Source organism: Janthinobacterium sp. PSPC1-1, from assembly GCF_049897625.1.
GTDB lineage: Bacteria > Pseudomonadota > Gammaproteobacteria > Burkholderiales > Burkholderiaceae_D > Janthinobacterium > Janthinobacterium tructae.
In genome coordinates this window covers 74917-97320 of the sequence record NZ_JAFCWP010000002.1, presented here as the reverse complement: position 1 = coordinate 97320, position 22404 = coordinate 74917, and the positions used below count along the sequence as shown (strand labels likewise).

The 22404-nt window shown below is 65.4% G+C and carries 17 protein-coding genes; 8 read left to right on the top strand and 9 right to left on the bottom strand.

Features of this window, described 5'->3' with window-relative positions; translation table 11 throughout:
- Genes ACP7EG_RS07945 through ACP7EG_RS07930 form a run of 4 tightly spaced genes read right to left on the bottom strand, consistent with a single transcriptional unit; the run spans position 1 to position 6158 of the window.
- Entirely contained in the window at positions 1-1401 is a 1401-nt protein-coding gene (locus ACP7EG_RS07945) for an efflux transporter outer membrane subunit (protein ID WP_426087214.1), read from the bottom strand.
- Entirely contained in the window at positions 1398-4496 is a 3099-nt protein-coding gene (locus tag ACP7EG_RS07940) for a MexW/MexI family multidrug efflux RND transporter permease subunit (RefSeq protein WP_426087213.1), read from the bottom strand. Before ACP7EG_RS07940 ends, ACP7EG_RS07945 begins: the two co-directional genes overlap by 4 nt.
- 15 nt (positions 4497-4511) lie before the next feature.
- Complete coding sequence (locus ACP7EG_RS07935) at positions 4512-5624, bottom strand: efflux RND transporter periplasmic adaptor subunit (protein ID WP_426087212.1); 1113 nt, start codon at positions 5622-5624, stop codon at positions 4512-4514.
- A 51-nt stretch (positions 5625-5675) separates the two neighbouring features.
- The gene (locus ACP7EG_RS07930; RefSeq protein WP_099761257.1) at positions 5676-6158 is read right to left on the bottom strand and encodes a DUF2165 family protein; all 483 of its coding nucleotides are present in this window, start codon (positions 6156-6158) and stop codon (positions 5676-5678) included.
- 123 nt (positions 6159-6281) lie between these two features.
- Between ACP7EG_RS07930 and ACP7EG_RS07925 the strand changes: the two genes are divergently transcribed.
- On the top strand, positions 6282-6941 hold the full coding sequence (locus ACP7EG_RS07925; RefSeq protein ID WP_426087211.1) for a helix-turn-helix transcriptional regulator: 660 nt from the start codon (positions 6282-6284) through the stop codon (positions 6939-6941).
- Here ACP7EG_RS07925 and ACP7EG_RS07920 read toward each other — a convergent pair.
- Positions 6938-8197, bottom strand: coding sequence for an MFS transporter (locus ACP7EG_RS07920; RefSeq protein ID WP_426087210.1), 1260 nt, complete (start codon positions 8195-8197; stop codon positions 6938-6940). The genes ACP7EG_RS07925 and ACP7EG_RS07920 overlap by 4 nt on opposite strands.
- 112 nt (positions 8198-8309) lie before the next feature.
- On the opposite strand from ACP7EG_RS07920, the gene ACP7EG_RS07915 reads away from it, so the two are divergent.
- On the top strand, positions 8310-9206 hold the full coding sequence (locus ACP7EG_RS07915) for a LysR substrate-binding domain-containing protein (RefSeq protein WP_426087209.1): 897 nt from the start codon (positions 8310-8312) through the stop codon (positions 9204-9206).
- On the opposite strand, the gene ACP7EG_RS07910 is transcribed toward ACP7EG_RS07915, so the two are convergent.
- Genes ACP7EG_RS07910 through ACP7EG_RS07900 form a run of 3 tightly spaced genes read right to left on the bottom strand, consistent with a single transcriptional unit; the run spans position 9203 to position 13515 of the window.
- Positions 9203-10432 (bottom strand): MFS transporter, encoded by a 1230-nt coding sequence (locus ACP7EG_RS07910; protein ID WP_426087208.1) that lies wholly within the window; start codon positions 10430-10432, stop codon positions 9203-9205. The genes ACP7EG_RS07915 and ACP7EG_RS07910 overlap by 4 nt on opposite strands.
- Positions 10429-11484: a class I SAM-dependent methyltransferase gene (locus ACP7EG_RS07905; protein ID WP_426087207.1), complete on the bottom strand. Its 1056-nt coding sequence runs from the start codon at positions 11482-11484 to the stop codon at positions 10429-10431. The genes ACP7EG_RS07910 and ACP7EG_RS07905 overlap by 4 nt, the downstream gene beginning before the upstream one ends.
- 30 nt (positions 11485-11514) lie before the next feature.
- The gene (locus ACP7EG_RS07900; RefSeq protein WP_426087206.1) at positions 11515-13515 is read right to left on the bottom strand and encodes a TonB-dependent receptor; all 2001 of its coding nucleotides are present in this window, start codon (positions 13513-13515) and stop codon (positions 11515-11517) included.
- Between the two features lie 129 nt (positions 13516-13644).
- Here ACP7EG_RS07900 and ACP7EG_RS07895 point away from each other — a divergent pair, with 129 nt between their 5' ends.
- A complete protein-coding gene (locus tag ACP7EG_RS07895) occupies positions 13645-14535 on the top strand; it encodes a helix-turn-helix transcriptional regulator (protein WP_426087205.1) in 891 nt (296 codons plus the stop codon).
- A gap of 57 nt (positions 14536-14592) precedes the next feature.
- A complete protein-coding gene (locus tag ACP7EG_RS07890; protein ID WP_426087629.1) occupies positions 14593-14997 on the top strand; it encodes a VOC family protein in 405 nt (134 codons plus the stop codon).
- A gap of 187 nt (positions 14998-15184) precedes the next feature.
- Here the strand turns inward: ACP7EG_RS07890 and ACP7EG_RS07885 are convergent, their stop codons facing one another.
- On the bottom strand, positions 15185-18055 hold the full coding sequence (locus ACP7EG_RS07885) for an insulinase family protein (RefSeq protein WP_426087204.1): 2871 nt from the start codon (positions 18053-18055) through the stop codon (positions 15185-15187).
- Between the two features lie 298 nt (positions 18056-18353).
- Here ACP7EG_RS07885 and ACP7EG_RS07880 point away from each other — a divergent pair, with 298 nt between their 5' ends.
- The 4 genes from ACP7EG_RS07880 (at position 18354) to ACP7EG_RS07865 (ending at position 22299) form a co-directional block, all read left to right on the top strand.
- Positions 18354-19766, top strand: coding sequence for a HAMP domain-containing sensor histidine kinase (locus ACP7EG_RS07880; protein WP_426087203.1), 1413 nt, complete (start codon positions 18354-18356; stop codon positions 19764-19766).
- Positions 19763-20305 carry a hypothetical protein gene (locus tag ACP7EG_RS07875; protein WP_426087202.1) on the top strand — a complete coding sequence of 181 codons (543 nt, stop codon included), beginning with the start codon at positions 19763-19765 and terminating at the stop codon, positions 20303-20305. Before ACP7EG_RS07880 ends, ACP7EG_RS07875 begins: the two co-directional genes overlap by 4 nt.
- Positions 20302-21681 carry a sigma 54-interacting transcriptional regulator gene (locus tag ACP7EG_RS07870; protein WP_426087201.1) on the top strand — a complete coding sequence of 460 codons (1380 nt, stop codon included), beginning with the start codon at positions 20302-20304 and terminating at the stop codon, positions 21679-21681. Before ACP7EG_RS07875 ends, ACP7EG_RS07870 begins: the two co-directional genes overlap by 4 nt.
- Before the next feature lie 255 nt (positions 21682-21936).
- The gene (locus ACP7EG_RS07865) at positions 21937-22299 is read left to right on the top strand and encodes a BON domain-containing protein (RefSeq protein WP_290604888.1); all 363 of its coding nucleotides are present in this window, start codon (positions 21937-21939) and stop codon (positions 22297-22299) included.
- Positions 22300-22404 lie beyond the last annotated feature (105 nt).

The following is a 22404-nucleotide window of genomic DNA, read 5'->3' as shown; positions in this document are numbered from 1 at the left end:
TCACATAGTGTGCCCCCATCCCAGCGCCTTGTACAGGGCAATCGCATCGATGTAGGACGCCGTTTCCGCCAGCAGCGCTTCGCGCCGGATATCGAACAAGGCGCGCTGGTTTTCCAGCACCGCCTGGTAGCTGCCGGCACCTCCTTGATAACGCGTGCTGGCGATGCCGAGGGCCGCATTGCCATGGCGCGCCGATTCCAGCAGGGAAGCCAATCGCGTCTGGTTTTCCGCCAGCTGCGTGACGGCGTTTTCCACGTCTTCCTGCGCGATTAACAGGGCCTGTGCATAGCGCGCCAGCGCGCCCTGCGCTTCGGCTTGCGTACCGCGCAAACGTGCCCGCACGCTGCCCAGGCGGAAGGCCGGATAGCTGACGGAAGGCGCTACCTCAAAGGCGCGCGCGCCGCCGTCGAACACGCCGCTGCCGCGCAGCGCAAAGAAGCCCAGGAAACCACCGAGGCTCAGGCGCGGATACAGGTCTGCCGTGGCGGCGCCCACATCTTCGCTGGAGGCGGCAAGCAGGCGTTCGGCGCGCACCACGTCGGGCCGCTGCTTGATCAGCTGGTTGACGTCGCCCAGCGGCAGCTGGCCCGCCAGCGGCGCCTGTTGCCGGGGCGTGGTGGCCAGCGCGATGGCGCCTGGCGCCTGGCCGCTCAAGACATCGAGCCGGTACTGCGCCTGGCGCAAGCCCGCCTGCATCGGCGGCAGCATCGCCTCGCTGCGCGCCAGGTTGGCCAGCGCATTATGGCGCTCTTCCGGCAAGCCGCTGCCGGCGCGGATGCGCGCGTCGGTCAAGGCCACCGTATCGCGCCAGCTTTGTATCTGCGCCTGCGTCAGCGCCAGGTTTTGCTGGTAGCCCAGCGCCTCGTAGTAATTGCGCGCCACGTCGGCGGCAATCGTCAGCTGCACTTGCCGCAAGTCCGCCTGCGCCGCCTCGGCGCGTGCCTGCGCCGAGCGGGTGATATGCGCCAGGCGGCCGAACAGGTCGATCTCCCATTGCGCGTCGAAACCCACGCGCGTATTCGCATTGGCGGCGCGGCTATCGGGTGTGCTTTGCTGCACCTGGCGCTGCCATCCGGCCTGGCTGGTGACGGCAGGCAGTTCGTCGAGGCGGCGCTCGTCGAAGATGGCGCGCGCGGCCAGCAGGTTGGCCTGCGCCTGCGCGATATCGAGGTTGTGTTCGAGCGCGCTGGCGATCAGTTGCGACAGGCGCGCATCGTCGAAAAATGTCCACCAGGCGGCCTGGCTGACGGCGCTCGCACCGGGCGCGAATTGCGCTTGCTGCGGACTGGCCAGGTGGACGTCGGGCGTGCCCGGCGTGACGTAGGCGGGACTGATGGCGCAGCCGGCCAGCAGGGGGAAAAGGGCAGCAAAAAGGGAGGCTAGATAGCGGTCATTTTTCATAGTGATTCCTTCAGCGCCTGCGACAAATCTCGCGCGCGCAGCGTGGCATGGTCGGCCGTGTGGCGGCGGGCCAGAAAGGTGTACACGGTGGGCAGCACGAACAGCGTGAAGAAGGTGCCGATCAACATGCCCGAGACGATCACCACGCCCAGGCCGAAGCGGCTGTTGGCGCCCGCGCCGGAAGCGAACAACAGCGGCACCAGGCCCACCACCATGGCCGCTGTCGTCATCAAAATCGGGCGCAAGCGGATCTGCGCCGCCTTGCGGATGGCGCTCATGCGGTCCAGCTGTTCATGCACCTGCAATTCATTGGCAAATTCCACCATCAAAATACCGTGCTTGCTGATCAGGCCAATCAGGGTTACCAGGCCAATCTGCGTGTAGATGTTGACGGTGGCGTAGCCCAGCGCCAGCGGGATCAGCGCGCCGCAAATCGACAGGGGCACCGTGATCAGGATGATCAAAGGGTCCGTCAGGCTTTCATACTGGGCCGCCAGCACCAGGTAAATCACGACGACGGCTGCCAGGAAGGCCAGCAGCAGCGCATTGCCTTCCGTGGCGAACTGGCGCGCATCCGATTGCCAGTCGTAGCTGAAGCCCGGTGGCAGCGTTTTTGCCACGCCATCGAGGAAGGTCACGGCGTCGCCCAGGGTCACGCCCGGCGCGGGCACGCCCTGGAAGGTGGCCGCGTTTTGCTGGTTGAACTGCGTCAGCATGTTCGGCTCGATCTGCTCTGTCACCGAGACGACGGCGGACAGGGGCAGCAGGCTGCCATCGTCGGCGCGCACGTACTGCTGCGTCAGGGCTTGCGCCGTCAAGCGTTGTTCGCGCGGGCTTTGCGCGATGACGTCGTAGGCGCGGCCATCCATGCCGAAGCGGTTCAGGTAATTCTCGCCCACCAGCACGGCCAGCGATTCGCCGATGTCCTGCATGCGGATGCCCAGGCTGTTCGCCTTGGAGCGGTCCACGCGTACTTTGACCACGGGGTTGTTGTAATCGAGGTCGCTGTCGACGACGGCGAACAAGCCGCTTGTGCGCGCGCGTTGCTTGACGTCTTCCATGGTGCGGAACAGGGTGGCGTAATCCTGCGCGCTGCGCAGCACCATCTGCACGGGCAAGCCGCCGCTCGATCCGGGCAAGGGCGCCAGCTGGAAGGCGAAGATGCTGGTGCCTTCCACGTCGCCCACGGCATGCTGCAATTCGGCCTGGATGACGGCCGCGTTGCGCGAGCGTTCGGCCCACGGCGTCAGGTTGATGCCGCCGATGCTCGATGCCGGGCCTTCGCCGCCGTTGATGATCCAGCGCGACGCCGTTTCGGGGATATTTTTGTAGATGGTATCGAGCTTGTACGAAAAGCGTTCGACGTAATCGAGATTGGCATGCTGCGGCGCCTTGATGGCTGTCAGCACGCTGGCCTGGTCTTCCGCCGGCGCCAGTTCACGCTGCGGCAGCAGGTACAAAAACGGCAAACTCACCATCACCAGCGCGGCGAAACCGGCGCTCAGCCAGCGGTGGTGCAAGGAGCGGTCCAGCAGGCGCGCATAGCGCGTGGTCAAGCCTTCGAAGAAATGCTCGGCGGCGCGCGCCATGCGCCCTTCCGATTGTTTCGGCTGCAGCAGCAAGGAGCTCATCACGGGAGACAAGGTCAGCGCCACCACGCCCGACACCACCACGGCGCCGGCCAGGGTCAGGGCGAATTCCTTGAACAGCGCTCCCGTGAGTCCCCCCATCATGCCGATCGGCGCATACACGGCCGCCAGCGTGATGGTCATGGCGATGACGGGGCCGGCCACTTCGCGCGCGCCCACCAGGGCGGCCGCCACGGGCGTCTTGCCTTCCTCGATATGCCGGTGCACGTTTTCCACCACGACGATGGCGTCATCGACCACCAGGCCCACGGCCAGCACCATCGCCAGCAAGGTCAGTAGATTGATGCTGAAGCCGAAGGCCAGCATCAGTGCCGCCGCACCCAGCATCGACAGCGGAATCGTCACGACGGGAATCAGCACGGAGCGCAAGGAACCCATGCACAGGTAGATGACGATGACGACAATGAGAAGCGCTTCGAGCAGGGTGTGCGCCACCTCGTCGATGGAGGACTGGATGAAGCGCGCCGTCTCGAATGCCAGCTCGACCTTCACGCCCGGCGGCAGGGTTTTCTGGATCTCGGGCAGCAGTTTCTTGATGCCGTCGACGATCACCAGCGGGTTGCCGCCCGGCGTGGGAGACAGGCCCAGATACACGGCCGGCACGCCATCCATGATGCCGCTCGTTTCCGTGGCGGCCGCGCCCAGTTCCACCGTGCCCACGTCTTTCAAACGCACGAGCGCAGCGCTGTCTTTGGCATCGCCGCCCTTGCGAATGACCATGTCGCGGAACTCCGCCACGCTGGTCAGATCCGTGTTGACGCTGATGTTCGAGACGACGAATTGTCCCTTCACTTTGCCGGGCGCCGCCTGGTAGTTATTGCGCCGCACGGCGTCGGCCACGTCGGCGGCCGTCAAGCCGCGCGCCGCTAATTTTGCAGGGTCGATCCACAGCCGCATGGCCAGCTGCTGGCCGCCATACACGTCGACTTTCGCCACGCCGTCGATGGTGGCGAACATCGGCTGCACCACGCGCGCCAGATAATCGGTCAGCGCGGGCGCCGAGACGCTCTCGCTGGCAAAGCCGACATAGGCGACGGCCGAGGAGTCGCCGGCCGCGCGCTCGATCACGGGGTCAAAAGCGCCTTCGGGCAGCTTGTAGCGCACCTGGTTGACCTTGGCCATCACTTCCGTCAGCGCCTGCGTGGAATCGCGGTTCAGCTCCATGCGCACGGTGACCGTGCTGCTGCCCTGCACCGATGACGAGGTCAGGTAGTCGATGCCTTCCACCGACGATACGGCTTGCGCAATCGGCTGCGTGACAAAACCCTGCATCAGTTCCGCCGAGGCGCCCGGATAGTTGGTGGTGACGGTGATGGTGGACGATTCGAGCATCGGATACTGGCGGATCGGCAGCTGCAGGATGGCGATCACGCCCAGCATCAAAATCAATGTGCTGATCACCAGCGCCAGCACGGGGCGGCGCACGAATAAATCGGTAAATTTCATGGTGGCGGCCTTCCTTTAAGAACCGGCCCTGGGCGCGGCGCGCTTGGCCTCGTCCAGGGTGTTGGCCACGGCTTGCACGGCCATGCCGTCGGCCAGTTTCAGCTGGCCCGAAGCGACCACGCGCTGCCCTTCGCGCAAGCCGTCGATAATGGCCACGCGGCCCCCTGCCCGCTCGCCCAGCTTGACGCCCACGCGCTTGACGGTGAGCGGTTGCTTGCCCTGTTGCTGCGCGACGAAGACCGTGTCGCCATACGCGCTGTAGGTCACCGCCGTTTCCGGCACCGTCAGTTGCTGGCCCGCTTCACGCGCCACGCGCACATTCGCGTACATGCCTGCTTTCAGCGCGCCGCGTGGATTGGTCAGCGTCGCCTGCACCTGCACCATGCGCGAGCGGGCGATCAGCGGGTCGATGGCGTTGATTTTCGCCGTAAAAACGTCGCCGGGATAGGCATCCACCAGCACTTGCACGGCCTGGCCTGGCGCCAGTTTCGCGCTGCTCTGTTCATCGAGGGCGAAGTTCACCAGCAGCGACTTCGTGTCGATCAGGCTGGCCACCGTGTCGGCCGCATTCAGGTACTGGCCGGCGTGCACCTTGCGGATGCCCAGCTGCCCCGCGAACGGCGCGCGGATGGTCTTTTGCGCGATCAGTGCTTGCGTCTGGCGCACGTCGCCCAGGGCCGCGTCGCGCGCGGCCAGGGCGCTATCCAATTGCTCCTGCGTGGCCGCCTTTTCCTTCACCATCTGCACCGTGCGGGCATGGCTGCTTTCCGCGTTTTTCAGCTGTGCGCGCTGGCGCAGCAGCATTGCCTGTTCCTGCGCGTCATTCAGCTGTACCAGCACGGCGCCAGCTGCCACCTGCTGGCCCGATTCGAAGCGGATCTGCGTCACGCGTCCGCCCGTTTCGGCGGCCACCTGCACCTGGCGCGCCGCTTCCAGTTCGCCTACGCCGGCAAAAAAACGCTCTTGCGTGCCCAGCACGACGGGCACCAGCGCCACCTTGGTGGCGGGGTAGGCGGGGGCATCGGCCGCATGCGTAGCGGCTTGTGATGCAGCGCGCGGGTACAGCGCGGCACCCGCGACGGCCAGGGTGATGGCCAGCGCGGAGGCGCCAACGATTTTCGTATTCATGATGCAGTCCTTTACAGCAATACAAAAAGACAGAGGCGCAGCGGAGGCTGATCAGGTCCACTGCGCGTTGAAGGTGAAAAACAGCGCCAGGGTCCACAGCAGCAGCACCAGGTGCGTCGTCTGCAAGCCTTCCTGGGCGATCCAGTAGCCGAACCACAGGCCGCCCAGGTGCATCAGCAGCAAAAAGGCGGCCATGGCGCACAGGGCCAGGTTCAGCCAGGGCAAGCCAGCGGGCAGGCCGCCGCCGAGAAACAGCGCCAGGCCCGTCCAGGCAGCGATGGCGGCGGCAAGCTGCAGCGCCAGCACCACGCCCAGCGATAGCCGGTGCAAGGTCAAAGAGGTGAGGGCGCGGCGCAGCAGCGGCGTCTGGATGGTCGGGTCCTGGCGCAGCGGGTCCATGCGCATGGTGTTGCCGATGGCCCAGACGGAGCCGTGGAAGGCGTGCAAGTTGTTGATGGCGGCCAGGGTGAGCCAGATGGCCAGGCCGGTAGCGAGAATGGCGTGAAACAGCCAGATGGAGTGTTGCAGCTGCATGGGATTCCAGTCCAAAGAGTGTCTTGCCGGCAAGCGGACGTGGAAACTCCTCGACAGCGGGGAGCTACCGGCCTATTATGCAAGCAATTAGTTGGTTAACTGGCCCCATGATAGTTGAGTGAAATGAATTACACAAGTAAACGTTTGGATAATAGCGAAGCGCCGCAAACCACGGAGCGCATCCTGTATTTCATCAAGACCAAGGGACCCGTCTCCACGGCGACCCTGGCCAAGACCCTGGACATGACGGGCGAGGCGGCGCGCCAGCAAGTGCAAAAGCTGGTGGCGGCGGGTCTGATCGAAGGACGCCAGGAAGCGCAGGCGGGCGCCGGGCGGCCGCGCCAGAACTGGGTCTTGACGGAAGCGGGCAATGCGCGCTTTCCCGACACGCATGCGCAGCTGACGATCAAGCTGATCGGCTCGGTGCGCCAGCTGTTCGGCGAAGCGGGGCTGGATAAACTCATCACGCAGCGGGAAGAGGAAAGCCGCAGCGCGTATGCGCTGGCGTGCTCGGCGCCGGACTTGCCCACGCGGCTGCAGCAGTTGGCCGCCGTGCGCGATGAAGAGGGTTATATGGCCCGCGTGGAAGCGGACGGCGAGGACTGGCTGCTGATCGAAGACCATTGCCCCATCTGCGCCGCCGCGCGTACTTGCCAGGGCTTTTGCCGCTCCGAACTGCAGCTGTTCCGGGAAGTGGTGGGGCCGAACGCCAGCATCGTGCGCGAGCAGCATGTGCTGGCGAACGCCATGCGCTGCGTGTATCGGATCAGGGCGCTGCCTTAGTCTTTCGGAAACAGCGGCCAGGTCAGCAGCGCCACCAGCCCCGCCAGCCACCAGACGACGGGCCAGCTGCTGGCCGCCAGCAAATGCGGGATGGCCATCGGCGTGAGGAACAGTCCCACGTAGACGGCCGTATTCGCCATGCCCAGGGCCGTGCCCGCATTGGCGCCGCCCGCTTCCGTCGCCAGCTCCGTGTAGGCCACGCCATGCCAGGCGGACACGGCGATGCCGGCAGCCACCACGGCGGCCATCAGCAGCCAGCCCGGCGCATGCGTCCAGGCGATGCATCCGAGCAAAATGAACGAGGCCAGTGCCACCAGGGCCGAGCCGCGCAAGTAGGCCGGTCGGTTCGCGTGGCGGTCCGTGTGGCGCCCGCTCCAGATGCGCATCACCATGGCGCCCGCCTGCAGGGCCACCATCACGGACGTGATGGCGGCCAGGCCCAGGTGGCCATGGTCGTGCAGGAACACGGTGGCGTAGCTGAGCACGGCAAATTGGGGCACGCACAGCAAGCCGATGGCGGCCACCATGCGCCAGACCTTACGATTGCGTAAAGGTTGCGCTGGCATCCCCTCAGACACGCCCGTGGACGCGTTTTGCGGCCCCGTGGCGGCCTCGGCAGAGAAATCTGGCTCATGCATCCAGCGCCACGTAAAAAACGCCGACAGGCCGCATACGAGGGCCAGGGCGCCAAACACGGGCATGAAGCCATAGGACGATGCCAGGCTGGGCAGGACGAGGGCGCCGAGGCCGCCGCCGAGCGGCACGGCCGTCTGGCGGATGCTCATGGCGAAACCCCGTTCGCCGGCGCCGAACCAGCGCATCACGGCGCGGCCGCTGGCGCCATTCACGCTGCCGCCCAGCACGCCCACCAGCGCCAGCCCGGCCGCCAGCGCCCATAACGGCGGCACGGACCCGTCGGCGGGCGTAATCCACAGCAGCAAGGTCAGCAGCGCCAGCATGGTGCCCAGCAAGCCCGTCAGTAGCACGGGGCGGTCGCCCCAGCGGTCGGTGGCCATACCCCACGGCAATTCGGTCAGGGCCACGCCCAGGCCCATGGCGCCCAGCGCCACCCCCAGTTGCGTATTGCTCAGGTGATAGCCGCTGCGCAGCCAGATGGCCGTGGTGGGCATGCCGTTGGCGGCAGCGGAAAAGCTGGCGTTGGCGGCCACGCCCACGGCCAGTACTTTCCAGCGGTGGGCATCGCCCAGCGCGGGCGCGGTGACGGGAAGGGAAACGGCAGGGCAGCTGGTGTGCATGGCAGGAAGGGAAAAGTGGTTGACCCTGACAGTGTTGCGCAGTACGATCGTTCTGAATATCAGATAATTTACGCTATACCATCTCATAAAACCGGACGATTGCATTTGCCCCATGAGCTTGCTTAATTTCGACATCGCCTTCTTGCGCAGCTATGTGGCTGGCATCGAGCTGGGCAGCTTTGCCCGCGCGGCCGACAAGGTGGGCCGTTCCACCTCGGCCGTCAGCGCGCAGCTGAAAAAACTCGAGGAGCAAGCGGGCATGCCGCTGTTCCGCAAGGATGGCCGGGGGCTGGCGCTGACGCCGTCCGGCGAAGTCTTGCTCGGCTATGCGCGCCGGCTGCTGGAACTCAATGACGAGGCGGCCGTCGCCTTGCGCGGCGCGGAACTGGAAGGCTGGATCAGGCTGGGTTTGCAGGAGGATTTTGGCGAAGCCTTGCTGCCCGATGTGCTGGGGCGTTTTGCCCGTGCGCATCCGAAAGTACGCATCGAGGCGCACGTGGCGCGCAACACGGCCTTGATGCAAGGCCTGGCCATGGGCCAGCTGGACCTGGCCCTGCTGTGGGGTGGCGCCTGCATCGCCGATGTGGCGCAGTACCCGCTGCCGCAGCGCCAGCAGATTGCCGAACCGGCCATGCGCTGGATCGCCTCGTCCAGCCTGGCCTGGCGTCCCGAATCGGGCGAGCCTTTGCCGTTGATTACGTTTGACCGCGACTGCCTGTTCCAGCGCTGCGCCACGCAGGCGCTCGATGGGGCCGGCATCGCCTGGCGCACGGCGTTTACCAGCCCCAGCCTGGCGGGACTGTGGGCCGCCGCCGCCGCCGGGCTGGGCGTGACGGTGCGCACGGCGTACGGCCTACCCTCGTCCGTGCGCGCGCTCGACCATGTGGACGCGGGCTTGCCCGCGCTGCCCGCGCTGTCGCTGGAATTGCTGCGTGCCTCAAACGTGCCCAGGCCGCCCGTCGAGCGGCTGGCGGCCCTGATCATCGCCTCGCTGCAGGCGAACGGTTAACTGGCTGCTTGCCGGGCGATCAGCGCGCGGCTGTCGAATGCCAGCACGGTCACGCCCGCCATCGCCACGGCCAGCGCCAGCAGCATGCCGCCATAGCCGATCTGGTCGAGCAGGGCGCCGGCCGCCAGCGGCACCAGCATGCGCCCCGCCGCGAACAGGCTCGCCTGCACGCCGTAATCGGCGGCGCTATGGCCGGGCCGCGCAAAATACATCATCAGGCCGAATGCCAGGCTGGCCGCCGCGCCCATGGCCAGCGCCACCAGCAGGGAGGCGGCGATGAAGCCTGCCGGCGGCGCGCGCAGCAGCACGGCCAGCGCCAGGGCCAGCAAGGCCAGCAGGCTCAAGAGCGTCACGGCGGGCAAGGCCCTGGCGACGCCGATGCGGCGCGTCACGCGCACCGCCAGCAGGCTGGCCAGCGCCGCCACGCTGCCGCCGCCGACACCGGCGATCAGCGCCACTTGCTGGGCAGCGAAACCATGGTCGAGCAGCAGTGGCTTCAGGTAAAACCAGGCACTGCCGATGAAGGGAAAGCACAGCAGCAGCAAGGCATTCCAGCGCGGCGCGGCCGGCTGCGCAAAATAGCCGCGCCAGTCGGCGCCCCGGTGCGCTGCGGCGTCGCCAGCCTGCGCCGTGTGCGCAGTTTTTCCCAGCAAGACCAGTCCCGCCGCGCCCATGCCAATGCCCGCTGCCATCAGCCAGAATGGCGCGCGCCAGCCCCAGCGCGTTTGCAGCAACAGCATGATGCCGCCGCCCACGATGGCGCCCAGCGACAGGGCCGCTGAACGGATGCCGCCCGCGCGCAGGCGCTGCGCTTCGGGCAGCACGCGGATGGCCAGCGCATTGACGGGAATATCGGCCCAGGTGGTCAGCAAGGCGACGGCGCACGCCAGCGCGAACAGTTCGTTGCGGCTGCCCAGCAGTTCGCGCCGTCCCATGAGCAGCATCAGCGCCGCCAGCAACAGGCACAGCGCAATCGCCCATGGCCGGTAGCGCTGCGTGCTGGCATCGGCCGTGCCGCGCAGGCGTTCGACAGGCAAGGCCAGCGCGAACTTGAACAGTGCCGGCAAACCTGCCAGCTGGAACAGGCCGATATCCATGCCGGACCAGCCATGTTGGCGCATGATCAATGGCAAGCCCAGCCACAGATAGATGCTGGGCGCCGTCAGAGACAGGTTGAGCCAGCCGAACAGCGCGTGCAGCAGCGTGATGCGCAGCGCCGGCTTCACCGTCCATCCTTGCGGGCGATCAGCACTTGCACGGGCGCCATGGGGAAGTCGCTGGCCTGGTATTGCTCGATGCGGGCAAAGCCGGCGTTGCGCAAGTGCTGTGCCAGTTCCCCTTGCCGCGTGACGGCGCGGCCCAGCATGCGCATCGGCAAATAGTAGGGCAGCACCCTGGCCGCATCGTCCGGCGTCGGCGCGATTTCCGCCTGTACGCACACCAGCACGCCGCCAGGTTGCAGGGCCGCATGCATCTTGCGCAGGGCCGCCGGCATGTCCGGCACGAAGTGCAGCACGGACGAGCACCACAGCATGTCGTAGCCGCTGCCGATATCGTCGGCAGCCAGGTCACCGCCGATGGTATCGAGGCGCGCCGACAGGCCGGCATGGGCGATATTGGCGGCGGCCACGGCCACGGTTTCCGGCCAGTCGAAGACGCTACCTTGCAGGCCGGGATGGGCTTGCGCCAGCGCAATGGCAACCCAGCCGGGACCGCCGCCCAGGTCCAGCAGGCGCAGCGCCGTGTCGCGTCCCGCAAACGGCGCGATGCGCTCCATCACGGACAGCGCGGCGCGCATGGTGACGGCGCGCTGTTCCTGGCCGATTTGCTGTTGCGCGGCGGCGGCCCAGTTGACGCCATTGGCGATGTTGCCGGGGGAAGGCGAAGCCTTGCCGCCCTCGCGCACGAGCGTGCCCAGCTGCGTGGCGAAATGGCGCAGCGCATGCAGCCGGTACAGCCAGGCATCGCCGCAAAAGGTCATGGAGGCACGGCAAAAATAGTGCAAGCTCGTCGCCGTGCAGCGGTAGCTCGATTCGCTGTCGCCCAAGCCTGGGGCCACGTCGCGTTCGAGCACATGCATGCTCCATAGCAGTTCCAGCAGCAGCGCCGTATGCGGCGCATGCAGCGACAATTTCCGGGCCAGCTGCGTGGGTGTGTGCGGCGTGGTCAGCACATCGAAAATGTCCAGTTCCAGGGCGGCGGCCAGCGCGTCCGCCTGGACCGGCGCGACAGCCAGGTCCCAGTAGGGTTGCAGTGCATGGGGGGTGTTGAATAGCATACGATTTCCTTTCAAAAAAATGCAGGTGGATTAGCGTGACCAGCGCAGGCGCAGGCCCGCTTCGCGGGGCGGGCTGACGACGCTGACGATGCCGTTCTGGTAGCCCACCGCGTCGTAGCGGCGATCGGCCAGGTTGCTGACATAGGCGCTCACATCCCAGGCGCCCGTGCGGTAGCCGGCATTCAGGTTGAGCAAGCCATAGCCGTTACGCCGGTAGCGGTTGGCCGCATCGAGGAAGATGGCGCCCGTGCCGCTGAGCGCCGCCTGTGCATGCCAGCCGCTGCCCGCGTCGTAGCGCAAGGCGACCTGACCGCTGCGGTCGGGCGCGAACGGGTTGTGTTGTCCGTCATAGTTGTTGGCACCATCGCGGAAGCGTCCGAAGCGCGTGCGGTTGAGTGCCAGTGCCGCTTGTAATTGCCAGCCGCCGCCGAGCAGGTAATCGAGCTCCGCTTCGGCGCCCGTGGAGCGGGCGCTGGCCGCGTTCGTCAGGTAGACCAGGCCGGGGCTGGGCATTTGCTGCACCTGCATGTCGTCCACCTGCATGCGGTAGAGGGCAGCCGCATAACGCAGGCGTTTGCCGGCAAGCCAGCCTTTCGCGCCCAGTTCCAGCGCGCGCACGGTTTCCGGAGAGAACGCCGTGTAGCGCGACGAGGGCGCGAAGACGTTGTAGCCGCCCGCGCGAAAGCCCTCGCTGGCGCTGGCATACAGGAGCAGCGCCGGTGCCGGTTGATATTGCACGGCCAGCTTGGGTGTCAGCCGGCTCCAGGCGCTGTCCTGGCGCACGCCCGCAGGCGTGCTGTAGCGTACCTTGTCGCGCTCGTAGCGCGCGCCGCCGTTGAGGCTCCAGGCGCCGCCCAGGGGCACGTTCCAGTGCGTGAATGCCGCCGTCGAATTACCGCCCAGTTTGGCTGCGCTGCGGCTCAGGCCCATGGGCAACTTCTGTTCGTTCAGCAAGTCATGGTCGTCGCGGTCGCCATACATGCCCGCCAGCCATTGCGCCGTGCCCAGCCGCCCCTCCAGGCGCACCTCCTGCGAGGTGGTGCGGAAATGGTGGTCGCGGGCGATGTGCAGCAAGTCGGCCGGGCGGAAATCCGTATCCTGCTGCGCCTTGTCGAACACATCGCTGCGCGCCGTGATGGCGCGCAGCTTGATGCCGTGCGCCAGTTGCCGCGTCACGTCGAGCGAGATGCTGCTGCCGCGCATATGGTTCCAGCTGGGCGTGCCCGATTGCACCGTGGCGCGCGCGGCCGTGGGAGCGGCCCAGAGCGCGGCGCCATCGTCGTAGGAAAAATGCCGGTAGCGCACGATGGCGTCCGTCAGCGCATCGGGCGTCCAGCGCAGCGCCAGCTTGAGGTTTTCGCTGTCGCGCCCATCCTCCTTGCGGCCCGTGTTGCGATTCGCGATAAACCCATCCTGGCGGCGTTTTTCGCCGCTGATGCTGGCATACAGGCGGTCGGCGACCAAGGCGCGGGCAAGGTCGGCGCGCAAGGCTCGTCGGTTGCGGCTGCCCGCCTCCACTTCCACGCTGCTGCGCGGGGCGTTGCCGGGTATGTTCGAGTAAATATTGATCACGCCCGCTTCCGCATTGCGGCCGTACAAGGTGCCCTGCGGGCCGCGCAGCACTTCTATCCTGTCGATGCCCAGCAGGTTGTCGTCGAAACCCTGCGCCATCAGCACGGGTACGCCATCGTTGAGCAGCAGGGTGGCGCTGGAAAAGGAAAAGAAATTCGCCGTCATGCCGCGCATCACGGGCGACAGCACGCCAGCCTGGCCGAAGGGCTGGAAGGACAGACCCGGCGTCAGCTGGCCCACGTCTTCCAGCCCCCGCGCGCCAGCCGCGCGCAGGGCTTCATCGTCGAGCACCGTCACGCTTGCTGGCACCCGGTCGAGCAATTGCGCCTGCTTGCTGGCGCTCACGCTTACCATCGGCATGGCACTCTCGTCGGCCCGCACGGCGCCGTGCAGCGAAAACAGCAAGGCAGGCAGGAAGTAAGGGGACCGCAAGGGATGGAAGGGAAGAAAAGGCGTCATCTGGACAAGGCTCCTGCAAAGGTGGGCATGACGCTCATTTTATGCAACAATGAGAATAATTATCATTTGCATTTGTATGCGACACGGCGCATTTCGTATGCGCTACGGTGCGCAGGGACAGGAGGAGTGATGGCAGGACATGACAGGGAAGCGGCAGGCTGGACGCGGCGCCAGCTGGACCCGGGGTTGAAAGAGTGCCGCGCCGACCAGCGCCAGGTCGAGCAGGGCTTGCTGCTCGTGCATTCCGATTACCGCCCGCGCCTTGCGCTCGTCGAGCAATCGCAGCATGACGATGCGGGCGGCCTGGTCATTACCATCGGCCTGGAAGGCGCGTCTGGCTACACCACGCGCGATGGCGGGCAATTGCATTTCCGGGGAGGTCATACGACGCTGACGGCGTTTCACCACGTCAGCGGCGAGCGCCGTTTCGAGGCGCATCACCGGGCGGTGCAATTGCGCGTGCTGGTCGGCGAAGAGGCGCTGGCGCGTTACTGGCCGGAAGGCTTGACTTCCCTGCTGCCCAACGGTGGCGCGCGCCAGCTGGCGCATGCCGCCACCACGCCAACTGCCACCCTGCACGCGCGCTCCCTGCTGCGCGCGACGGACCCGCTGGCCGTGCATATCGGCGTGCTCAGCTTGCTGGCGGAGCAGCTGCGGGGGCTGCGGCCCGCATCCGCGCCCGTGCCGCGCTGGTCCGACGCGGATATCGCCAAACTGGAACGTGTCCACGCGCTGATGCAGGAACAGATGGCGCAGGAACTCACGCTCGACTACCTGTGCGCGCAAGCGGGCTTGAGCCTGTTTAAACTCAAGCAGGGGTGGCGCTACCGCTACAACGACAGCCCGCAGCGCACCCTGCTGGCGCTGCGCATGCAGCGGGCAAAGTTACTGCTGGAAAATGGGTGTCAGGTGGCGCAGGCGGGCTGGCAAACGGGTTATCGCCATCCGGCCAATTTCAGCGCCGCGTTCAGCCGCTATTTCGGCTACGCGCCGAAGACCGTGGGACGCGCGGGCGGGTAAAAAGCAGGTGTAGAATCGGCGGGCACGATGTACTCATTCGACCTACAAGGAGACATGATGGCCCGCAAAATCTTTGTCAATCTGCCCGTCCAGTCGCTGGAACGCTCCGTGGCTTTTTTCACGGCCCTGGGCTTCAGCTTCAATGCCCATTTCACGGATGAAACGGCGACGTGCATGATCGTTGCCGACGACATCTTCGTGATGCTGTTGACGCACGATAAATTCAAGCAGTTCACGCCCAAGCAGCTGTGCGACACCAAGGTGGCGACGGAAGTGCTGGTGTGTTTGTCGGCCGAGAGCCGCGGCGAAGTCGATGCGCTGGTGGCAAAAGCCGTCCAGGCGGGCGGCAGCATTTACAAGGAGCCGATGGATTTCGGCTTCATGTATGGCCACAGTTTCCAGGATCTGGATGGGCATCAATGGGAGTTGATGTACATGGAGCCGAGCGCCGTGCCTGGTTGATCAGCAGCGTAGGTCGGATTAGCGCGGCGAAGCCGCGCGTAATCCGACACCACCACCTGCCAACAATATTGTCGGATTACGCGCTTGCGCGCCTCGGCGGCCCCGCTAATCCGACCTACCCGATCCGTAGCGTAGGTCGGATTAGCGGCGGCACGCCGCGTAATCCGACACGATCCGTCTGCTCAGCTTAAGAAGCCAGCGCCAACAGATCAACCACTTCCAGGCCTGCCAGGTCTTGCGTCGTGTTGCCCGCAAACGCGGCGCGGCTTTGCTGGCCGTTTTTCAGCCAGGTGCGCGTGACATCCTTGATCTGGCTCAAGGTGCAGGTCAGCACGCCGGTGCGAAACTGCTGGCGCACGGCTTCCGTCGTGCCCCGTTGCTGCATGTTCCACGCCGTCAGCGCTTCCGCATACGGCGAATGTGGCTTGTCGAGGCCCTTGATGACGCAGATGATGGCTTCTTCCACTTGCTCCTGCGAGAAATCGCCGTCGAGGATTTGATCGAGCGTCGTGCCGAAGTCGGCGAACGTGCCGGCCAGGCGCGGATCGCGGTAGGAACTCAGGGTGAACGTGCCGGCGCCGGCCGCATAGCTGGCGCTGCCGCCATACGCGCCGCCTTTTTCGCGCAGCGCCGTATGCAGCACCTGGTTGGTCATCAGTTCAGCGGCCACGGCCAGGGCGGCAGCGTCCGGATTGTGCACGCCCGGTACGGCCCAGGAAACGAAGCAATGGTTGATCTGGCTCGTCGCATGCAGGGCCGTGTTAGCCAGCGGCAATGCGACAGGTGCGACGTCAATGGCTGGTGCTGCCGCCTGCGTGCTGGCCGCCGGCAATTCCAGCAAGCGGGCCAGGGCGATGCCATCGTGCTCCAGGCCCGCGCACAGCACGGTTGGTGACTGGGCGATGATGTGCGCATGCAGGGTGTCGAGTTCGCGCGCGATTTCCTGCAAGCCTGCCGAGGTTTTGCTCAGCTGCTGCAAACGGCGGTAGAACGGCAATGCAGCCGGGCCGCCGACGATGTCGTCGAAGCGGCGCGTGGGCGACAGGGGCGCTGCCGAGGCCAGCATGGCGTAGCGGTTGCCCGATTCGGCCAGGCTGCTCAATTTGTCCTGCACCAGGCTTTCGATCAGGAAAGCCAGACGCTCTTCTTCATCGAAGCGGGGCTTGGCGATCCAGGCCGACAGCACGGCGGCAATCGCCGCGTGTTCTTCGCGCAAGCCGCTGGCCGAGAACGACAGTTCCACGCGCATGGCTTGCTGCGGGCGGGGAATGGCTTCCAGGCCGATATGGAACGAAGGCACCATGCTCTGGCGCCAGGCGCTGGCGTCGTCGAACGACATGTCGCCCACGCCCAGTTCCGGCGCCAGGTCCGTGTACAGGCGCAGCCATGGCCACGACGCTTCCGGCAAGCTCGACACGTCGTACAGCACGTTGGCATAGCTGATGCCGTTCGAGGCAATGCTGAACGCTACGGCGCCATCGACGGCGGGGGGAATCGGCAGGGCCGGGCGCGGCGCGGCGCTGACGTCGCCAGGGCGGATGCGCGGCAAGACTTCGGAATTCGACGGCAGCTGCTGATGCGCTTCCAGCGCGGCGGACTCGGCGACAATGTGTTCGCGCTCGGCATCCGTCAGGCGCGCTTGCAGGGCCGCCAGCTTGGCGTCTTCCTGGGCGGCGCGGTCCGTGAAGTAGGCGCTGTCGGGCACCACGTGCGTGGTCAGACGGGTCGGGTTGGCGATCAGCTCGCGCACCAGCTGCTTGAAGAATTCCGGATCTTCGATCTGCTGCTCCAGCGTTTCCAGGATGGCCGCATTGTCGAAGGCATCCATGACGTCGCCGCCATACATGGCCAGCGGCAAGGCGTGCAGCAAGCGGCCCAGGCCATATGGCATGCGGCCGCTGCTGATTTCACGCTGGCTGTATTTGATGTCGCGCAAGGCCGCGTGCAGCACGGCGGCGGGAATGCCCTCTTCCGCCGTCTCTTCCAGGGCCGTCCAGATGCGCTGGTGCGCGTCGGCGATCTGTTCCTGCGTCAACCCTTCCATGCCGATGTGGAACACCATCTGGCGGATGCCCGCGTCGCGGCCATTCATGTCCGATGGGCGGCCATAGCCGGCCGATTCCATGGCGCGCATGACGGGCGCCGACGATTCGCCCAGCAAGCCGTGCGACAGCAAATGCGCGTGGTAGTAGGCGATGGGGTCGCTCGACTCGCCCATCAACCAGGCAAATTGCAGGCCGAATTCATCGTCGCGCGCTTCCTGCGACGGAATCTTGACGATATTTTCCTGCGGCGCCGTCCATGCGGGTGCCAGCTGCGGCAAGCGGCGCTCGGAGAAACCGCTGAGTTTTGACAGCACGCGTTCGGCCACTTGTTCCTGCACGGCCGACGCTTCGATATTGCCGGCGGTCATGATCACGGCTTGCGACGGATGGTAGTGGCTGGCGTGGAATTCTTTCAGCATGGCATGCGTGAGTTCCGGGATCACCAGCGGATCGCCGCCCGATTCCACTTCATACGTCGTGCCCTTGAGCAAGGCGCTGGCGATGCCGCTGTCGAGCGCGCGCATGGGGCTGTTGAAAGCGCCCTTCATTTCATTGAAGACGATGCCCTGGTACACCAGCTTGTCGCCTTCGAACGCATGGCGCCAGCCTTCCTGGCGGAAGTTCAGGTAATCGAGGTTCGGGAAGAAGGCCGCATCGAGGTACACATCGAGCAGGTTGAAGAAATCCTTGCGGTCGGTGCTGGCGAACGGGTACACGGTGCGGTCCGGATAGGTCATCGCATTCATGAAGGTGGCCGTCGAGCGGCGCAGCATCGAGAAGAACGGGTCGCGCACCGGGTAGCGCGACGAGCCGCACAGCGCCAGGTGTTCGAGGATGTGGGCGCGGCCGTCGCTTACTTCCGGCACAGTGGGAAAGGCCACCAGGAACACCATCTCAGCCTGCTCGGTATGCATGTGGATATGGCGCATGCCCGTTGCCGGCTCGACATATTGCTCGATGGTTGCCTGCAAGACTGGAATGAAGTTGCTGCTGACTTTTTCAAATGTGCTCATGCGGTATGGGATCTCTTCAGTAGGTGAAACGGATAGTCGGTAGGGCTGCATCACATGTGGGGGCAAAGTGGCGTAATGCCAGGGCTGGCCGCCAGGGCGGGGTGTCACTTTGATGCCTGTATGAAGTTTTCCCTATTGTACTAGGAGTATTCGTGCGCCGCCGCCAAGGCCTTGCTGGCGGCCGGAAAAGCGACAGTGTTGCAAAATTAACCATTTCCGGGTGGGTGGCGTCTGCGAATGAAAGCTTAGCGTACCATGCGCCTTTTCCCCCTTGCTGACCGAACCGAAGGCGCTTACCTTGTCCAGACTGTCCTTTCGCCAACTGTTATTTGCCGCCTTCATTTTGACGACGGGCATTTTGACGGCCACCTCCGTGCAAGCCCTGCTGACCCTGGAACACCTGGCGCGGCTGGGGCGCGAGACGGCGGCGCAGGCGATTGCCCTGACGGAACAGTCGCAGCGCCTGTCCGAGCGCACCCTGGCCATGGAGCGCAGCGCGCGCCAGTTCCTCGTGCTCGATGATCCCGTGTTCCGCGAGCGTTATGCGGCGGCGCGCGACGAAGCGACGGCGGCGTTGCAAGTGCTGAACCGCGCCACGCCCGAGTTTGCCTCGCAGTTGGCCGACGAGTGGACGGCGCAGGCGCAAGCGGCGTGGGAAGTCTTGCAAGCGGGTAAGCGCCGCAAGCGCGATGGCCACGCCGTCGTGTATCGCGCGTTTGCCCGCCTGACGCAGATCAATGACAGCCTGGCGCGCGAAAGCAAGACGGAAATCGGCAGCCGCAACGACGCCCTGCTGGCCGAGCTGGAACGCCAGCGCCGCGTGCTGGGCGTGCTGGTGGGCGGCGCCGTGCTGCTGGCGGCCGTGCTGGCGACCTGCTTCGGTTTTCTATTGTCGCGCCCGCTGCGCCGCATCGAGTCGGCCATCGGGCGCCTGGGCGAAAAGCGCTACGATCAGCGCATCGTCGTCGGTGGCCCGGCCGATACGCGCCGCCTGGGCCAGCAGCTGGACTGGCTGCGCCAGCGCCTGGCGGACCTCGACGCGGACAAGGAACGCTTTTTGCGCCACATCTCGCACGAACTGAAGACGCCGCTGGCTGCCCTGCGCGAAGGCGTGGCCTTGCTGGAAGACGAGGTGGCCGGCAAGCTCAGCGATGGCCAGCGCGAAATCGCCGGCATCCTGCAGCAAAATACGGCCTCCCTGCAAACCCAGATCGAAGACTTGCTGCGCTACAATACTGCCGCCTTTGACGCCCAGCATCTGGCGCACAGCAAGGTGGACTTGCTGGTCTTGCTGCAAGATGTGGTGGCCGGGCAGCGCCTGCAGTGGCTGGCGCGCCGCCTGACCGTCGAGGTGCAGGGCGAGTCCTTGATCGTGCAGGCTGACCGCGACAAGCTGGCGACGGTGCTGGCGAATCTGCTGTCGAATGCCGTGCGCTTCAGCCCGGAAGGCGGCACCGTGCGGTTTACCCTGTCTAGCGAAGGCGGCCGTGTGCGCATCGATTGCATCGACGAAGGCACTGGCGTGGCGCCCGAGGATGCCGCGCGCATCTTCGAGCCGTTTTACCAGGGCGTGCGCCAGGCGGCCGGCGCGCGCAACGGCAATGGCATCGGCCTGTCCATCGTGCGCGAATATATCGCCGCTCACGATGGCAGCGTCACTCTTTTACCGCGCCAGGCTGGCGCGCATTTTCGGATAGAACTGCCCTTATGATGACGAGAACTTCCCTGGCCGGCATGGCCGCCTGCGCGCTGCTATTGGGCGCTTGCGCCGCCAAGCCCACTATCCAGACGCCCGTGCTGGTGCAAACGCCGCCGCGCGTGGTGGTGGTGATGGACCCCCAGCTGACCGAACTGCTCGCGTATCAAGGCGCCTTGCGCCTGATGACGCCGTCGGAACTGGTGAAAGCGCAGCTGGACTTGGCGAAGGCCGATCACGCGCCGTCCAACACCATCCGCCGCGCCATGCTGCAAGCGACCTTGCGCGGCCCCGGCGACCTAGCCCGCGCGCAAGCGTTGCTGGAACCGCTGGCCACGGCCACGGGCAAGGACGCGCAACTTCTGGCGCCGCTGGTGCAATTGCTCAGCAGCCAGTATGCGGAACTGCGCCGCCAGGAAGAGAGTATCGACAAGCTCAATGCGCAGCTGCGCGACGCCCAGCGCCGCAACGACTTGCTCAATGAAAAACTCGAGGCGCTGAAAAACATCGAGCGCAGCTTGTCCGTGCGCCCTGCCGCGGGAGCGCCGAAATGAGCGAGCAGGCCCACATCTTATTGGTCGACGACGATCCCGACCTGCTGCGCCTGCTGACCATCCGCTTGAAGGCGGGTAATTATCGCGTGACGGCCGTGGGCAGCGCGGAAGCGGCGCTGGCGCGCCTGGCCGTGGAATTGCCGGCCCTGGTCATTACCGACGTGCAATTGCCTGGCCGCGACGGCCTGGCCCTGTTCGATGAAATCCGCCGCCAGCACGCGGCCCTGCCCGTCATTTTGCTCACAGCCCACGGCACCATTCCCGACGCCGTCGAGGCGACGGCGCGCGGCGCGTTTGCGTACCTGACAAAACCGTTCGATGGCAAGCTGCTCATGGAAAAAGTGGCGTATGCCATCAACCTGTCTACCGTCATGCCGGCGCCCGCGTCCGGCGACGAGAGCTGGCGTGCCGAGCTGATCAGCCGCAGCGCGCAGATGGCCGAGTTGCTGGCCGAAGCCAAGCTGGTGGCCGGTTCCGACGCCAGCATTTTGATCCGCGGCCCCAGCGGCACGGGCAAGGAGTTGCTGGCGCGCGCGCTGCACAACGCCAGCCGCCGCGCCAAGGCGCCGTTCATCGCCGTCAACTGCGGCGCCATTCCCGAGCAGTTGCTGGAATCGGAACTGTTCGGCCACGTGAAGGGCTCGTTTACGGGCGCCGTCGGCAACCGCGAAGGCCTGTTCCTGGCGGCCGATGGCGGCACCCTGTTTTTAGATGAGATCGGCGACATGCCGCTGCCGCTGCAGGTGAAATTGTTGCGCGTGCTGCAGGAGCGGGCCGTGCGCCCCGTCGGCGCCGACCAGACGCGGCCGGTCGATGTGCGGCTCTTGTCCGCTACGCATCGCGACCTGGACGTGGCCATGGCGGAAGGGCAGTTCCGTGAAGATTTGTATTACCGCCTGAACGTGGTGACCCTGACCCTGCCGCCGCTGGCCGAGCGCCGCGAAGACATTTCCCTGCTGGCGAACCATTTCTTGCAGAAACTGGCGGCCAAGTACCAGAAACCGCTGAACGGTTTCGCGCCCGACGCCCTCACGGCCCTGGTAGCGGCGCCATGGCCCGGCAACGTGCGCCAGCTGGTCAATGTGGTCGAGCAAGTGTGCGCGCTGGCCACGGCACCGCTGGTGCCCTTGTCTCTGGTGCAACGTGCGCTGCGCGTGCCATCGCTGGAAGCGCTCAGCTATAACGAAGCCAAGCAGCGCTTCGAGCGCGACTATCTGATTCAATTGCTGCGCCTGACGGACGGCAACGTTGCCGACGCGGCCCGCCTGGCCGACCGCAACCGCACGGAGTTCTACCGTTTACTGCAGAAATACGAGCTGACGCCGGCCCTGTTCCGGGCCGATGGCGACCCTGTCGCTGATGAGCGACAAAAATAAAGCGTGAATAATCAATGGCTTACTGTTAAATATTGATTGTCTTGCCACAAGCTGTCGTCGTCAGGCGACAAAAAGCCCCGATTTTCGCGCCAGATCCGGCGGAAACGCTCTGGAAAAATCGAGTCTGCATGTAAGTCGTTGATTTTGAATGTAATTTAAAAGCTGGCACGGTGCTTGCTGTATGGGTAGATGTGACGCTTCAACGTGTTGCTTTATCCAAGTAAGAAGCTTTTAACTTCATTGAGAGGAACTACCATGCAAACATCGAAACTGTTCAATACCCTGGTCGCCGCTATCGTACTGTCGGGCGCCTCGATCACCGCTTCGCATGCCGCTGACTCCGCACCAAAAGCACAAGCTCCTGCTGACACTGTCGTGGCCGCCAACGCCGCCGCAGCCGTCCCTGATGAAACCATCACTTCCTCGGCCAAGGCCGCCCTGAGCGCCGATGCGCAAGCCGCTACCCTGCCAGTCAAGGTAGCAACCCAGCAAGGTGTCGTCGTCCTGTCGGGCGATGTACCGAGCGCCGAAGCGGGTGACCGCGTCGTGCAGATCGTCGCTTCCGTGAGCGGCGTGAAAGAAATCAAAAACGAGCTGAAAGTCAAAGCCGCCGGTTAATCGCCCTCGCGCTGTACTTTACTCCGGGTTGCCCTGTCTGCGGACAGGGCATTTTTTTGTGCCATTGTGTCCACAAGCCACGCCTGCTGACAGGCAGGTAGCCAG

What these genes read in the sequence shown, in the direction of transcription:
- ACP7EG_RS07945 (WP_426087214.1), bottom strand. Translation starts at nt 1,401, where the DNA reads ATGAAAAATGACCGCTATCTAGCCTCCCTTTTTGCTGCCCTTTTCCCC.
- ACP7EG_RS07940 (WP_426087213.1), bottom strand. Translation starts at nt 4,496, where the DNA reads ATGAAATTTACCGATTTATTCGTGCGCCGCCCCGTGCTGGCGCTGGTG.
- ACP7EG_RS07935 (WP_426087212.1), bottom strand. Translation starts at nt 5,624, where the DNA reads ATGAATACGAAAATCGTTGGCGCCTCCGCGCTGGCCATCACCCTGGCC.
- ACP7EG_RS07930 (WP_099761257.1), bottom strand. Translation starts at nt 6,158, where the DNA reads ATGCAGCTGCAACACTCCATCTGGCTGTTTCACGCCATTCTCGCTACC.
- ACP7EG_RS07925 (WP_426087211.1), top strand. Translation starts at nt 6,282, where the DNA reads ATGAATTACACAAGTAAACGTTTGGATAATAGCGAAGCGCCGCAAACC.
- ACP7EG_RS07920 (WP_426087210.1), bottom strand. Translation starts at nt 8,197, where the DNA reads ATGCACACCAGCTGCCCTGCCGTTTCCCTTCCCGTCACCGCGCCCGCG.
- ACP7EG_RS07915 (WP_426087209.1), top strand. Translation starts at nt 8,310, where the DNA reads ATGAGCTTGCTTAATTTCGACATCGCCTTCTTGCGCAGCTATGTGGCT.
- ACP7EG_RS07905 (WP_426087207.1), bottom strand. Translation starts at nt 11,484, where the DNA reads ATGCTATTCAACACCCCCCATGCACTGCAACCCTACTGGGACCTGGCT.
- ACP7EG_RS07900 (WP_426087206.1), bottom strand. Translation starts at nt 13,515, where the DNA reads ATGACGCCTTTTCTTCCCTTCCATCCCTTGCGGTCCCCTTACTTCCTG.
- ACP7EG_RS07895 (WP_426087205.1), top strand. Translation starts at nt 13,645, where the DNA reads ATGGCAGGACATGACAGGGAAGCGGCAGGCTGGACGCGGCGCCAGCTG.
- ACP7EG_RS07890 (WP_426087629.1), top strand. Translation starts at nt 14,593, where the DNA reads ATGGCCCGCAAAATCTTTGTCAATCTGCCCGTCCAGTCGCTGGAACGC.
- ACP7EG_RS07885 (WP_426087204.1), bottom strand. Translation starts at nt 18,055, where the DNA reads ATGAGCACATTTGAAAAAGTCAGCAGCAACTTCATTCCAGTCTTGCAG.
- ACP7EG_RS07875 (WP_426087202.1), top strand. Translation starts at nt 19,763, where the DNA reads ATGATGACGAGAACTTCCCTGGCCGGCATGGCCGCCTGCGCGCTGCTA.
- ACP7EG_RS07870 (WP_426087201.1), top strand. Translation starts at nt 20,302, where the DNA reads ATGAGCGAGCAGGCCCACATCTTATTGGTCGACGACGATCCCGACCTG.
- ACP7EG_RS07865 (WP_290604888.1), top strand. Translation starts at nt 21,937, where the DNA reads ATGCAAACATCGAAACTGTTCAATACCCTGGTCGCCGCTATCGTACTG.